We start from the raw sequence: 14,692 nt of genomic DNA on the forward strand, positions 1-14,692 counted from the left end.
AAACCGGAGTGACGGTTAGTTGACCTTCGTAAGTAACTGTGACTAGAAATTAACTTACATGTATTTCGCGCTAACCGGACATGGCTTGGTAATCTAACAGCAGACGGGCGGTTAATGCAGCCGACCAGTGAAAATCGCGGATCGGGTCGATCTTTCGACGCAGATCGTATTGCTGCAGAGGCTGACCCTTCCGGCAGCATTGGGGCGGAGGGGTGTTGTCTACCGCGTCAAAATATTCAAAAATGACGCCATATCGCTCATACCAGAACTGTAAAGCAGCAATCGTTCTCTCTGCCAGCTTCCGCGCTTCCTCCTCCTTCCCTTGTTTGCGCAGCCCCGTAATAACCAGGTAATTCGTGCTGAGCCACACAGGTCCGCGCCACATGTCCGTGGAGAATGAAGACTCGGAGACGGCGGTGCTGGGAACAGGCAGCCTTGTTCCGAAGTGCCGCGGGTCGTGCAGCATTGTGAGCAGGCGCTCCGTCCTTGCTGCCTGTATATCCTCAAGCAGCAGTGGCATGAAACCGCTTACATATTTCACTTTCGATAGGCTGCCGTCCATCGCAAGATCGTAATAAAATCCGTCTTCTTCGTCCCACAGTGTACTGTGGACTTTTGCCGACATATCAGCCGAACGCCGGGACCAATTTATAGCTCGCTCACTGTCTCCCAGCTCTTCGGCGATCAGGGACATATATTTCATATCAGCGGCTGCATAGGAGGAAAAATCCACGGCATCCAGCTGCACCGCCTCATCGAATCTCGGAGAATTATCCATACCGGATTCGCCGGACCGGCAAAGTGGATTGCCCTCGATCATCCATTCCAGAAGTCCGTTATGATTACCATCCCGGTGCCCAAGGATCCATTCCATATAACGCTCCAGACGCGGCAGCGCATATTCCAGAGCGGTCCGATTCTTCGTAAACCGGAAATTCTCCCAAACGCCCCAAGCCAGTATAGGAGGCTGCGTAATGGAAGAAACCGTACCGTCTACTCTGCTCATATGCGGAATCATCCCGTCGCCAAGCTGAGTCTCGAGCACGCTCCGGAGAAACATCCAGGAAATATCGGCATTTATGCTGTTCATGGCAAAGGAATGAAAGACGGAATCCCACAGCCACATGGCTCTGTGCGGTACCCGGTCAGGTGTCGACCACATCTGGCAGATTGACGCCTCGGCAGAGAGCGTATTCACTTTCATGACGCTTACGCTTTTTTTTAACAGCCTGGCTCTTGCAGGATCGTCAAGCAAGGGCAGCTTGTCATAGATGGCCAATCTTTCCTTCGCCACCTGATGCCGATCCAGCTTGAGGGCGAGAGCTGCGCGATCCGTTGCTTCGGCCGAATTAGTCCCGAAAGCCAATGTCCAGGTTCGTTCATCCGCAGCTAACAGAAGCACAATAACATCCCCGTTTGCGGAATCCTCAGTGATCGTTAGCTTTCCTCCATCAGAACGCACCTCCATCCTCCGTATCATCCTATCCCTGTTCTCCCCTTCGCCGTCTGCGAACTCGATGGCTATTGCTCCATCATTGGGCAGATGACCGATCAGCGTATGCCAGGCTGCATACGTCATCATCATCTCGCCTCCGGCAGTATCGGCAATCAGCACATCACCCGTGGCGATCCGTACCTTGCCGGAATCGGCCGTTCGAACTTTAAGCAGCCTGCAGGCAGGCGTATGAATAAGCAGATTGTAGCCTGTCGATCCTGCGGCAGCGACGAACTGCGACCGTGTGTCGGTAGCTCCGTCAAGCCCTGAAAATGCAAACAGTGCTCCCTCTCCCCAAATATCGGGCATATTCGTCCATACGGGTGTCGCCGATTCTGCTCCCATCTCCGTTTCCCTCCTTTCTATTCCCTTTGTTCCTTATGCAGTCAGCCTTTTAATCCCGAAGATGCGACACCTTGAATGAATTGCTTCTGAGCGAAGAGAAACACAATCAGAACCGGAATAATCGTTATGACGGAACCGGCCATAATCATAGTCGTCTTGTTCTCCACTTCATTGCGAAGAAACAGGAGTCCAAGAGGCAGCGTATACATTTTTTTGTCCTGTAAATAAATAAGCGGCTCCAGCGTGCTGTTCCACGAACTGATGAAGGTAAATACGGCCAGAGCTGATATTGCCGGTTTTGTCAGGGGCAGATAAATTTTATAAAAGATGGTCCATGGATTCGCCCCATCCACCCAAGCCGCATCGTACAACTCCCTCGGAAGCGTTTTGTAAAACTGGTGCAGCAGAAAGATGCCAAACGCTCCTCCCAGAAAGCTGCGCAGGTAAAGCGGATAATACGTATTGAGCATATCCAGCTCTTTCCATATGAAATAAGTTGGAATCATCGTGACCTGCGATGGAAGCATCATCGTCCCCAGCATCGCCAGAAAAATAAGGCCGCGTCCTTTAAACTCGAAAAACGCAAGTCCGTAAGCAACTAACGAGCAGGAGATGACCATGCCCGCCATATCGAGAACGGTGACAAATGTGCTATTCATCGAGTACCGTACAAAATTAACCTCGACCCAAACCTTATAGTAATTGTTCCATTCAAACGGATCGGGCCATAGTTTTGGCGGCAGCGTCAATTCATCGCCTGGCTTCATGAGTGACGTAGTGAGCATCTGCAGAAACGGTACGAGCATGAACAGCAAGCCGCCGATCAATACGATGTAAGCGGTCCATCTGAGACCTAACGACGGCTTATTCATAATGGACCCACCTTTTCTCCATTTTTTTCTGAAACAATGTAACCAGCAGAATGATAATGAATAATCCCCAGGCCCAAGTGGAGGCTGCGCCCATCTTGATGTTCAGAAAAGCGTCGCGATAGATCATAATGTTGGGCACCATATTCCTGTCATGAATGGAGTTGATGTCTCCCTTCTCGCCAAGCATAACCAGAAACACGTCAAACGCGTGAAACGCCGAAATCGTCGATAGGATCATGACCATATAAACCATCGGAGATACGATTGGTATCGTAATTTTCGTGAAATATTTCCAGCCGTTGGCACCGTCGATCCGGGCAGCTTCCATGATGTCTTTAGAAATGTTTTGCATCCCCGCAAGGAGAAGCACCATTGAATATCCGGCACCTTTCCAAATATTAACGATCCCGATCGAGCCGATGACCAGCCACCATTTTTCGCTGCGAATCCAGTTGACCCTGTTTAGACCCAGAGAATCCAGCACCCAATTCAGAATCCCGAATTCGTTATTATAAATCCAGAGCCACACCAGTCCTCCGGCCACCCAAGGCGTAATGACAGGCAGAAAGTAAACCAGCCGAAAAAACGTTTTCCCGCGAATTTGCAAATTCAACATGTAAGCCAGCAGCAAGGAGACTATCGTCTGACCTGGCACGAACAGCAGCGCGAAGTAGAATACATTGCGAAGCGCCAGCCAGAATACGTCATTATGCACCATTAGCGACCAATTCCTCAGTCCGATCCAATGCGGCGCGTTGAACAGGTCCCATTTCGTAAATGTCAAATAAAACGAGAAGAAGAACGGGAACAGGAAGAAGACGGCTAGTTGTATTAAAAAAGGAAGGGTGAAGCAGAAGCCCCACCAGCCTTGTTTGCGCATCGAAAGCACCTCATTCGACCGGACCTTGGAGTCCGTGCTTATTTATTCTCGTCCAAAACGGACTGCACTTTCTGCTGTATTTCCTTCGCTCCGTCGGTCGGCGATATTTTACCGTCAAGGATATCGTTCAGTATCGGGGTCGCCGCTGCGCGCCATTCGTTCCAGGACGGATTCTCATCTAGTGTGCCTCCGGCCTCCTCGACTCCCTTCGTAAAGGCTTGCTTATTAGCCGGCTTGCCGGTCGACTTCTCGAGCGCTTCAAGGGCCGTTTTCTTCACAGGCAAGCTGGCACCGCTTTCAGATAAAAATGTCTGTGCCTCGTCGCTTAAATAATATTTAAGGAACGTCCATGCCGCTTCCTTGGCTTCCGGTTTCGCCTTTGAGTAGATCAGCCATTGGTTGACAACCACTGGGACGAACCGTTTGCCGTTAAACCCTATAGGAACCTTAACGACGTCCCAGTCCAAATCGGGCTTGTTTTTGTTCAAGTTGATTTGACCGGAATATTGCAGGAATGTCATCGCCGTTTTTTCACTTTGGAAATAATTCTGGTTCGTCTGCATCTCGCGGGTTGGGCTGATTTTATCCTTAAGTATCGTATCGGACCAAAGGGTCAAGCCTTCGATCGTATTCGGATCGGTGAATGTCGCTTTCGTCAAGCCTGCATCAAGCGCTGAGCCCCCGGATGCTTTGATCCATGGGATCCATCCCTGGGTAATAGAGCTAGCCGTCTGAAAACCGTATACATCCGTCTTCCCGTCGCCGTCTGTGTCCTTCGTCAATTTCTTAGCCGTATCAATCATATCTTGGTAAGTCCAATCGTCAGTAGGAAACGGAACATTATTCTCCTGGAAGAGTTTCTTATTATACACAAGCGCGATCGGGTTCACGCCGTGCGGAATGCCGTAGATTTTACCGTCTGGCCCCTTGGCGGACAGCAAGGAATCGATATAATCCTCCGTCTTCAAGTCTCGCTTAATGTAAGGCTCGAGGTTTTCGGCAACGCCACGCGTCCCGTAACCGAGAATAACGGCATTTTCCTGAAACCAGATATCTGGCGCATTATTGCCCGCAATATTCGTTACGATTTTCGTTGTAAAATCAGCCCAAGGCGCTTCTTCGATCTGCAGCTTGATGTTCGGGTATTTCGCTTGGAAGCCGTCGATGATTTTTTTGCTTGTAATATCATAGCTGCCGGGCAAGCCGATCTTTAAAGTGACTTCTTTCGGAGCAGCCGATGGTTCGACGGACGCGCTGGCCGAAGGAGAATTTGATTGTTCGCCAGACGGACTGGCCGAAGGAGAATTCGACGTCGTTTCCGAGGAACAGGCTGCAGCGGAGAACACAATCAAAACGGATGCCGAGAAAAGTTTGAACCTTTTCATAGAAGAACCTCCTTTTGATAAGAACGAAATAACTTGCATTAGAAAGTTACACGTGTTCGCAAATGCATACACTTAGAGGCGTCCAGTAGATTTGCGCACATTAAGCTCGCATTTGATTTCAATATCCTCCATGCGGTCTTGGCCCTGTCTCTCTTTGCCGGCTATGATTTCCAAGGCAAGCGCAGCCAGCTTCCCAATAGGGGGACCAACTGTAGTCACTGGAATCTCCATCCTCTCCATCTCCGGAATATCATCATATACGATTAACGAATAGTCATCGGGTATACGAATCTCCCTGTCTCTGAACAGCTTCATCAGCCCGAAGGCGTAGGATTGGCTGTCAACAATGAAAGCCGTCGGCCTGTTCGGACTATCCAGCAGCTCCGCGACCCGCTGTTCGGGAAAGGGATCCCCCTCTTTGGCGGCAATTACGTAATGCTCATGGTAGTCCAGCCGCTGTTCCAGAACGCCTCTGGTAAAGCCCAGCTGCTTGTCGGAGGAATCTCCGACAAAGGTTATTCTGCGGTGACCGTTAGCCGCCAAATAGCAAACGGCTTCAAAAATCGCCCCGCTGCGGTCCACGCTGATCCGGTGCGCACCTTTCAAGGCGCCGCCGCCCATCAACAGCATTCGCCCGTGAAAGAGCTCCTTCTGCTGAATGAAGGCCAAATCAGGCTGCCAGCCCGGAGGACTCCAGAAGATGATCCGATCGACGAAATGCTCATTGAACGCCCGAAGTCCGCGGGGCGGATCAGCGAGCGAAATCATGACGTCGAGTCCACGCCTGGCTGCTTCCTGCTGAATCTGCAGGCTAAGGTGATGAAAGAATAGCGCTTCCGACTTCGGCCATAGCAAACCTATGGTCTGTGTTTTTTTGTCGACTAGTCTTCGAGCGGCCTGATTTGGGATATAGTTCATCTGTTCGGCTATACTGACGATTCTTTCGCGAACTGCTTTGCTCACTCCCGGTGAGCCGTTCAACGCTTTCGATACGGTGGGATGGCTTACGCCTGCAGCACGGGCGATATCCTTAATGGTTACTTTCATGGATTTGGTTGCTTCCTCTCAAACGACGTATCTATTTTCAATATATGTTACACGTGTTCGTAAATAGGACTGCAAATCTTGCAAAAATTAAAATTTAACCAAACCCTCTATCCTGATCTGACGCCCGGTGCGCATGGAGACATTGCCGGCAATCCCCGTCAATATCGATAAGGCTCCGTCGATATGCGAGGCAGCACGGTTCAAGCGGTCGGGCTCCGGTTCGCCGAACAGATCATTTAATAGAATCGGATCTCCTCCCCCATGTCCTCCGCTTCTCTCCTCAATCTCGACCTCATAAGCCTTCTGGAACATCGGCTGTACGGTCAACTGCTTGTAGGAAAGTGCTCCCTCATCCTCCTTCGCCCCCGCCGAGTTGATGTACGATCGTTCCACGACCTTCAGCTCCATTCGCCCTTGGCTGCCGTTAAATACGACATTAAACCCTTCCCAAGGCTGGTAAGCGTTCAGCGAATAAGTCAGCAGTGCCTGGTTCTCGTATCGCACCATAACTCCAAGCGTATCCTCAATACTAATTCCGTCGCCGAACACGCTTTGGTCCCGCTGATAGCCGTCTGCTGTCTCCGCATCCAGATACAGCGCCTTCAAATGATCGTTAGAATCCAGATGAAGCGCGAACGGGTCATTCTTTGCCGCCTCGCTGCCGAGCGCCCGCTGGTAAAATTGCGTAATGCCCCTGCGTTCTGCATTTTCGCGTCCGTAATACATGAGACCGCCCATGGCAAATACCGATCGAGGGTAGGTTCCCAGCCAGAAATTAACCAAATCGAAATGATGAGTCGACTTATGGACGAGCAGCCCTCCGCTGTTTCGTTTATCCCTGTGCCAGCGGCGGAAATAATCAGCTCCATGTTCGGTGCTAAGCAGCCATTCGAAATGGACGGAATGAACCTCGCCAATAACGCCGTCCATAATTAGTTCGCGCACCTTGGTGTTATGTGGTGCATAGCGATAATTGAAAGTGACTCTGAGGCTGCGCCCCGTCCGGTTCACCGCATCAATAATGTCCTGGCATTTGTCCTCGTCAATCGTCATCGGCTTCTCGGAAATGACGTCGCAGCCAAGCTCCATAGCCCGGATAATGTACTTATGATGCGTTCTATCTATGGTTGTGACAATGATGGTGTCGGGCTTCTCCTTCTCAATCATTGCATCGAACTGATCTGCCCCGTAAACGGGGATTTCGGGGTGGGCGTACTTTTCCCTGAGCAGCCGGTTCGCATAAGATAGCCGGATAGGGTTGATGTCACAGAAGGCGACGAGCTTGGTACGGTCACGGTATTCTCCTGCAAGTGCCCCGTAATAGAATTCGGCGCGTCCGCCTGTACCGACCAATGCATATTTTTTTTTCATCTAAGCTACTTCCCCTTTCTCGTTTTCTAAGCGCTTTCATTGTAACGCAGGAAAACATTCCTTTCTGCCGAATAATTGCGAAGTTATCCCGCTTTCTTCGCAATTCTTGCGCATTTTTTTCAGAATATAGCACTAATATGGAGTAAAGGGAGGGGACAATAGAATGCAGAAAGATTTGTTCATCCACCACCATAAACGGAACGGCTTCTACACCATGCACAAGAATCATTTTCACGACCAATACGAAATTTATTATTTAATCAATGGCGAACGGACTTATTTTATTAAAGACTTGACCTATCGTATCAGCGAAGGCGATCTTGTATTCATTGATAGATACGAGCTTCACAAAACAGGCGACGTACGTCTGCCGAATCACGAGCGTATTCTGATCAATTTCGCCGACGGCTTCTTGCGCCATTTCAGCCAGCCGCTGCTGTACGAACCGTTCCGGATGAAAATCAGACGGCTTTCGGTTCCCCCTCAGGAGCGGGAATGGGTGCAAACCCTGTTGTTAGAGATGCTGAAGGAGTCAAGCGATGCTCTGCCAGGCTCCGAAACGACACTCCAGGCTCAATTGGCTAGACTGCTCATATGGTGTGTACGCCGGATGAACCTCGGAAGCGTAGAGGATTTCGAACATGAGAGCCCCGCCCATAAAAAAATTGCCGAAATCGTCGCCGCCATCAACGGCAGTTTCGATGAGCCTTTATCCTTGGAATCCGTATCCAAAGAGCATTACATCAGTCCCTATCATCTAAGCCGCATGTTCAAGCGTGTAACCGGATTTTCCTTCGTCGAATATGTAAACAGCATCCGGATCAACGAGGCACAGAGGCTGCTCCGGGAGACCGATTGGAAGGTTACGATGATCGCTGAGCGCGTTGGTTACGAGAACATCGGCCACTTCGGACGCGTCTTCAAAGAAATAGCCAAAACAAACCCCCTTGAATATAGGAAAACAGTCAGGCGGGCTGGTCATTCGTTAGATTGAGCTAAATTCACCAGTAGACCAAGAATATGATTTTCATAAAAGAAAAAAACCGCAGTATATGCGGCTCCCAATGTATCTATTGTATAGATCTCAGGTTCTCAACGCCCTAATGAGCTCCGAAAATACCCGGCAAGTTTGTCTCTAGTTTCGGGCTGACAAAGATGTTCCAGTCGTCATTATCTACACTTGTTTACTTACCACTACTGTGGATAACAATCGTTCTGGCACATGCTTGGGCAAGCAAATACAAAATAACCAAAAACTTTATTCTTCTATGTAGTTGTATTATCGTTGATGCAGCGATATATGGAGGAATTCGTTTTATTGATGAAAATGATTCTTCTAGGTAATTGGGATAATCCTGAATATAAACTGTACCGCTACCCATTATTAAATCAATATACAAATACCTTTTTCTTTAATGCTTATACGTTTGTAGGTGTTGGCAATTGCATTCTCGATTGGCTCAATAATTACTATTATGACTAAGAGGAGCACTCATTAAATCGAGGCTCTTCTTGTTTTGTTGCACTATCCTCCCTTTACTTCAACAAAGGCTGTAGCAGATCCTTTGATCTGCTACAGCCTTTGTTGATTGAACTATAGTTCCCCGTTAGCGTAATGGATGGCTGAAGTGTACCAGGCATTCACATTAGTCTCAATATTTCGCCAGATTATGCATGACCTGCTGGATTGTTCCTAACGTGGAGTCGGACGCGTTTTGACCGGCATAGAGGATCAACAAGAAACGCTGAAAATTGAAGTTTGTTCCTCCTCTATGTCCCGTAGACTCCCATTCATGCATAAGTGTGCCCCAACCTTTCTCCTGCGCCAGCATTGATGGAAACTCATAGACCACAAGCTCGCCGCCGTCTTCCAGAACGAACGTTTGAGCTTTGGCATCTGTCAGCGAAATCACGTCCGGGTCGTCATACGCCGTCAGCTTCAAGCCCTTCTCCCCCAAAGCCCGAAGAATATCTTGGCGAGTTACGTCGTCTTGATGCAGGAGAATCAAGGTTTCGGCATACCGTTTGCCCGGCTTGGAGGCATGAAAATCAGCAGCTTTGGTCAGGATGACCTTGACTACTTCGCCCGTTTTGAAATCGCTTGCCTTCAGATCGCTGCCGTCTTCGTCCCGATAAACTGTTTGTGACGTAGTCTCGATATCACATATGTACCCGATAGCATCGATCGCGCCACGCTTACCCCGGTTCATTTCATCCGAGCAATTGAGGGATATTCGCCCGTTCTCCACGCGCTCGACCGCGCCTTGAAATGTCTTCGTCTTTTGCTCCCAACAGCCCGTAAGCGCAACGGCAACCACAAGCAGCGCGACACCGACTCTCTTCACATAAATCCCTCCTCGATATTTCCATTACTACCTTAGACGCTCTGGATATAATATAAGCCTGCTCGACCCAAAAACCCGTATGCGAACGCCCCACTTCACTTCCCCTCAAAATCTTACTTATACAGACGAAGCTTTCATCGTATTGTTGCGTTAACCTGCCCTTTCGTATTATGAGGTCACCAGATCTTTCTGGTCGACCTCTTTTTTGTAGGGTCGTAAGATTGCAGTAGCCGGGGATCGAACGTATCTGCCCGTGGGACTCGGATCCCGTAAGCTATTCTGTTCGTCCCCCCTACTTGTTAAACCATGTTTAGGCTGGTTGGGACATTGATCCCGTATCACATGCGATAGTGTGGACAACAAGAAGGTTAGGGGCTGCCGGCGAATTTACTTTGGGAGTGATGAAATAAATCCAGTCATTGGTGTGGATATTTCTAAGGGAGAGAGCCATGCACAAGCTTTTTTAAAACGTGGATTACCGTTTGGAAAGGTCTTTAAGTTCCATCATAATTTTGAGGGATTAACATCCTTTCTTGAATATATCAGAGATGTAGAGTCTGCTGCTGGAATACGTCCCTCCGTTGTTATGGAGGCTACAGGTCATTATCATAGCCCTGTGGTTCAGTTTCTGGATGAGCACCAGTATGTAACCATTGTTATTAATCCGTTAATCTCATTCGAAGCCAAAAAAACCAATCTAAGACGGGTAAAGACGGATGCTGCGGATGCCTTTCAGCTCGGGATGCTATTTTATAAAGAAGAGTTTGAGCCCATTAAAAAGCGTGGCCAGCATCTCATGAATTTGCGCTATCTCACGCGCCAATACGATTCTTTAACTGGTATGTATGTCCAAATGAAACTGCAATTCCAGGCTATACTCGATCAGGTCTTTCCCGAATATCGGGGCGTGTTTGGTGACCTGTATTCTAAGGTTTCCCTTAAACTTCTGGCCAAGTACTCAACATCCAAAGATGTGCTAGAAATGACTGAGAGCGAAATTACAGCAGCAATCCAAAGCTTTACTGGACGCGGTCGATCCGCTTTATGGTGTATGGAACGTGCTCAAATTCTAATGGCTGCAGCAAGGCGAAACCCTTTTAAAGAGACGGCATTCCCTAGTCATTTAATCTCCATTCAGCTACTCATTAAATTACTTCTTCAATACCAGGAACATCTAACAGACCTCGTAAAATCGATAGATGCCCTGGCTGAAGAATTGCTCGAATATGATTTAATCCAATCGATTCCCGGCATTGGTACTAAGATTGCTGCAACAATCTTAGCAGAGATCGGGGAGATCGATCGGTTCGAAAATGCCAAGAAACTAGTAGCTTTCGCTGGTGTCGATCCAAGTGTTTTTTCTTCAGGTAAATTTGTATCAACCCAAAATAGAATCACGAAACACGGCTCAAGGAGGCTTCGCTCAGCTCTATTTCAAGCCGTGCGATGTGGAATTCGTAGTAACCGAAACAAAAAATTAAGAGCGTTCTACGATAAAAAACGGGCTGAGGGAAAGCTGTTCAGGGTAGCCGTAATCGCTTGTGTAAATAAACTCATCCACTGGATCTTTGCCATTTTGACTAAGAAAGAATCGTTCCATTTAGATTAAGTAGCAAGCTATAGAAACACATGAAATATCTTCCTGTGCCTGAAGGGACGGTTATTTGCTATACCCTTTTTTCAGTATACCACCTCGTGAATATGCCATTAATAATTAAATATTGACAAGCTATTAGCTGGAATAGTTGAATAGAGGCGGATTTATGATGGAATCCGCCTCCAATAAGGCATTAAAAAAAGCGCTTATAAAGCTCTCTCCTACACTCGCCGCGGAGCTGTGCGTAGATTTGCGTCGTTGATGCCTTCTCATGGCCGAGCATACCTTGGATGAAATCCAGAGGGGCACCATTATCAAGTAGTTGGCACGCATAGGTATGCCGAAATCGATGGGGGTATACATTTGCTTCAATCTCTCCACGATCTGCAAGGCGTCTTAATGCCCTCTAATCGTAGGTATTGCCATTCGTTTAGTTGGACGAGTCAAATCGAATTCGATGGCCTAGGCTGCTTGGCTTCAATCTGTCTGCTTGTTTTGCTAAGTACTCCTTCAGCATTGTTAACGTTACCTCCGTTATAGCCAGGTCGCCTAGTTCCAATATCAACATTTTGTGCTGAAGCGAGTATGCTTTTAATGTTTTTGGACTAAATCCTTGAATTCGTTTGTCAGCTTCATACAACTTCCACAACTCACTTAAGTTCATAACAAAACCTCCCCTTAGAAGCTATTAAATCTAGTTTGCTTCTAAGGAGAGGTTTTAATAATCTACATGGCTCGTTGAACTAGCGTTCACCGATAGCTTAACGAACCTGCATTTCTTTTTTTGTTAACTTTAATTAGAGTTCTTCTATAGCTTGCTTAATCGTATTGTCGTACTCAGATTTTTCTTCAGGATATTGAAAATGGATGACCAGTATATTGTTAGACTCGTACACTATGGGGTGGAAAACAAAGTCAGCTTGGTCCGATATCTTATGAAAATCTTTAAACCCTTCAATTCGTTCTTTTTCAGTATTAAAAACGTATATGTACACATTCGCAAGAAGCATAATATCGATATTCACTTTATTATCTGCTTCATCTGTGACATCACCCATACCGTATGTATCTATAGCATAAGTCTCAGCCTCAATATCATTGAGCTTATTAAATGTTGTTCGCCCTCTTTCTGGGTTAAATTTAAGTATTTTCAAACCTTGGTTTTCCATAGATTGAATTACGTCATCCAACGACGATTTATTATCTTCACCACTACCTGAACAGACTGATAGTACTATTAACAAAACTAGAAATACAGATATGATTTTAAAATACACCTAATCAATTCTCCTCTGAAATACTTATGTCTTAGACGTTATGGTGATTTATGAAATCAAATTGCTAACCTGCCTTTTCGGAAAGCATTGTGGAGCAGCTGCCACCGGCAAACTGCTCCACAATGCTTTCCACTAACGTTCTCCGTTAGCTCAATAGTCTTATGTTTTAATTAGAGTCGCTGCTTATAGTAGTGCGGCTTGCCGAACACCTAATGCAGTGACGTCCCGACGGGCTTAGGAGGCTGGTTGTGGTCACTCGCTTCTCAGAGTGACCCGAAGCGTCAATATTGTGTTAGTCGAAGGAAGTTCTGGAAGCAGCCAATGCATTTAACTCGTTCTCAAAATAGTTGTATACTTCATCTGCAATTCCCAGAAACTCTTCAACAAGTACATTATTACTATCCAAGTAACAACCATACAGATAATCAACTAAAGCCGATTCAATCTCACAATAGTTTAATATGGCATTCTTCATCATAATAATGTCATCTTGCCATACACCTGTATCTTCTAAAACCAAAGAGTATAATGCACGAATTAATCTCTTAGAGTAACCTTTAATATATCTATTCTTCATTGTGTTATCACTAGCATTAGAAAGTAAACTATGTATACGATCTACTTCCTTCTTGGTCTCTGTATTTAAGTCTAAAATGAACTCTGGTGAAATAATTATCGGTGGTACCTTTTCACCAATGTCATGACCATATATGCAAACACAAATTATCTTTACCCAAAAACCCCAATCATTTGGTTTACTTAATACATCGTCAATCGAGCAAATTGTCGTATCAATCTTAGTTAATACTGGATATTCTCCCAAAAGCCTGTCTTTAATATTTGACAATCTTTCGTAATCAATTTCTTTGGGATTTACACATACAATAGTAAAGTCTGCATCTGACTTAAAAGGTTTAGCAATTCCTTTTGGAATCGAACCACACATATAAATGCTATGAATCTTACCTTTAAATTCGATAAGTATATTATCTATATACTTATCAACAAAATCCTTATATTCACTTTGTATTACAATACTTTTTATAACTTTTTCTAATATCATATAGACTCCTCCCAAAATAAAAAACGCCCCAAAGCCAAATGCTCTGGGACGATATTAATCGCGGTACCACCCAGGTTGCTGTATTTTCACACAGCCACCTTAATTGACTATAACGGGTCAAACCGATGGGTATTAGCCATACTCTGGAACTGGCATTTTCAATCAGTACTCTAGGGTTTTCTCAGTCATGAAACCCTTTCCTGTGAAGAGTTTAATGATTTACTTTTGTTCCATCATTGATTTACGAATATTGGTTAAATATTACTCTTTCCCGTCACCTTAGTCAAGAACTTGCTCAAGATAACTGCCCGTTACTTCAATGAAACAGGGAGCAGCGCCGCGGCGTCCTGCTCCCTGTACTGGTTGAACTAAAGTTCCTCGTTAGTTGAACGAACTTCAACAATTTTTATTGTAGAAAACGAGTGTAGCCTTATCATTTAAAGCTTTATGATCACCTATCCTGATAAATCCCATCTTCTCATACAAATAACAATTACGTTCTTCTTCTAATAGCGTAGCTAGTCCCCAGGAAGTGACTTCCTGAAACATTTCCATGAGAAGTGTAATTGCTTTTTGAGCCACTCCTTTTCCTTGTTCCTCGGGCAGTATAAACATAGGGCCTATCCAAAACATAACCCCATCTTCTTTTCGAACTACACAAATTGCTCCTACAAGAACGCCATCAGCTATTATTTTATAGACTTCACCTTGAGGATTAATAATTCTCTTCACAACTCGTTCAATGGTTTCATTTGCAGGATTAGTTTCAAAATCTTGATATTTTTCCAATAACGGAAGAAATGCTCTTACTTGAATTTCGAGAATTAATTTAGCATCCTTTTCAACAGCAACCTCAAGTTTTATGTTCATATCGAACCTCGCATTCATTACATCTGCTGTTTTTCTTCAACTAACGTTCACCGTCCCTCGGTTTTAAGGGTTTATCTCACATATACTCACTCATTCGCAGGATTTCAACACCTTAGATTAGATCAATTTTAGGATGGAGGACAGA

General features: G+C 46.1%; 13 protein-coding genes and 1 other annotated feature. Of the genes, 2 read left to right on the top strand and 11 right to left on the bottom strand.

Annotated elements, in window-relative coordinates; translation table 11 throughout:
- Positions 1 to 70: 70 nt before the first annotated feature.
- From FHT67_RS11960 to FHT67_RS11985, 6 genes are all read right to left on the bottom strand, one after another.
- Positions 71 to 1,840: an amylo-alpha-1,6-glucosidase gene (locus tag FHT67_RS11960; RefSeq protein ID WP_167198323.1), complete on the bottom strand. Its 1,770-nt coding sequence runs from the start codon at positions 1,838 to 1,840 to the stop codon at positions 71 to 73.
- A gap of 41 nt (positions 1,841 to 1,881) precedes the next feature.
- Entirely contained in the window at positions 1,882 to 2,712 is an 831-nt protein-coding gene (locus FHT67_RS11965) for a carbohydrate ABC transporter permease (protein ID WP_167198326.1), read from the bottom strand.
- On the bottom strand, positions 2,705 to 3,592 hold the full coding sequence (locus tag FHT67_RS11970; RefSeq protein ID WP_167198329.1) for a carbohydrate ABC transporter permease: 888 nt from the start codon (positions 3,590 to 3,592) through the stop codon (positions 2,705 to 2,707). The genes FHT67_RS11965 and FHT67_RS11970 overlap by 8 nt, the downstream gene beginning before the upstream one ends.
- A gap of 38 nt (positions 3,593 to 3,630) precedes the next feature.
- Positions 3,631 to 4,977, bottom strand: coding sequence for an ABC transporter substrate-binding protein (locus FHT67_RS11975; RefSeq protein ID WP_167198332.1), 1,347 nt, complete (start codon positions 4,975 to 4,977; stop codon positions 3,631 to 3,633).
- 72 nt (positions 4,978 to 5,049) lie between these two features.
- A complete protein-coding gene (locus FHT67_RS11980) occupies positions 5,050 to 6,024 on the bottom strand; it encodes a LacI family DNA-binding transcriptional regulator (RefSeq protein ID WP_167198335.1) in 975 nt (324 codons plus the stop codon).
- 87 nt (positions 6,025 to 6,111) lie between these two features.
- On the bottom strand, positions 6,112 to 7,395 hold the full coding sequence (locus tag FHT67_RS11985; protein ID WP_167198338.1) for a Gfo/Idh/MocA family oxidoreductase: 1,284 nt from the start codon (positions 7,393 to 7,395) through the stop codon (positions 6,112 to 6,114).
- Between the two features lie 163 nt (positions 7,396 to 7,558).
- Here FHT67_RS11985 and FHT67_RS11990 point away from each other — a divergent pair, with 163 nt between their 5' ends.
- Positions 7,559 to 8,389: a helix-turn-helix transcriptional regulator gene (locus FHT67_RS11990; RefSeq protein WP_132305330.1), complete on the top strand. Its 831-nt coding sequence runs from the start codon at positions 7,559 to 7,561 to the stop codon at positions 8,387 to 8,389.
- A 658-nt stretch (positions 8,390 to 9,047) separates the two neighbouring features.
- On the opposite strand, the gene FHT67_RS11995 is transcribed toward FHT67_RS11990, so the two are convergent.
- The gene (locus FHT67_RS11995; protein WP_167198340.1) at positions 9,048 to 9,740 is read right to left on the bottom strand and encodes a hypothetical protein; all 693 of its coding nucleotides are present in this window, start codon (positions 9,738 to 9,740) and stop codon (positions 9,048 to 9,050) included.
- Between the two features lie 406 nt (positions 9,741 to 10,146).
- On the opposite strand from FHT67_RS11995, the gene FHT67_RS12000 reads away from it, so the two are divergent.
- A complete protein-coding gene (locus FHT67_RS12000; protein WP_167198441.1) occupies positions 10,147 to 11,349 on the top strand; it encodes an IS110 family RNA-guided transposase in 1,203 nt (400 codons plus the stop codon).
- Positions 11,350 to 11,530: 181 nt separating this feature from the next.
- Here FHT67_RS12000 and FHT67_RS29970 read toward each other — a convergent pair whose 3' ends face one another.
- The 4 genes from FHT67_RS29970 to FHT67_RS12020 form a co-directional block, all read right to left on the bottom strand.
- Positions 11,531 to 11,710: a tyrosine-type recombinase/integrase gene (locus tag FHT67_RS29970; protein WP_347880091.1), complete on the bottom strand. Its 180-nt coding sequence runs from the start codon at positions 11,708 to 11,710 to the stop codon at positions 11,531 to 11,533.
- A 424-nt stretch (positions 11,711 to 12,134) separates the two neighbouring features.
- Positions 12,135 to 12,614: a hypothetical protein gene (locus FHT67_RS12010; protein WP_167198343.1), complete on the bottom strand. Its 480-nt coding sequence runs from the start codon at positions 12,612 to 12,614 to the stop codon at positions 12,135 to 12,137.
- Positions 12,615 to 12,906: 292 nt separating this feature from the next.
- The gene (locus FHT67_RS12015; protein ID WP_167198346.1) at positions 12,907 to 13,677 is read right to left on the bottom strand and encodes a nucleotidyltransferase; all 771 of its coding nucleotides are present in this window, start codon (positions 13,675 to 13,677) and stop codon (positions 12,907 to 12,909) included.
- Between the two features lie 41 nt (positions 13,678 to 13,718).
- Positions 13,719 to 13,923, bottom strand: a binding site (T-box leader).
- Positions 13,924 to 14,073: 150 nt separating this feature from the next.
- The gene (locus FHT67_RS12020) at positions 14,074 to 14,547 is read right to left on the bottom strand and encodes a GNAT family N-acetyltransferase (protein WP_167198348.1); all 474 of its coding nucleotides are present in this window, start codon (positions 14,545 to 14,547) and stop codon (positions 14,074 to 14,076) included.
- Positions 14,548 to 14,692: the final 145 nt, after the last annotated feature.

The organism is Paenibacillus sp. BK720, assembly GCF_011761545.1.
Lineage (GTDB): Bacteria > Bacillota > Bacilli > Paenibacillales > Paenibacillaceae > Pristimantibacillus.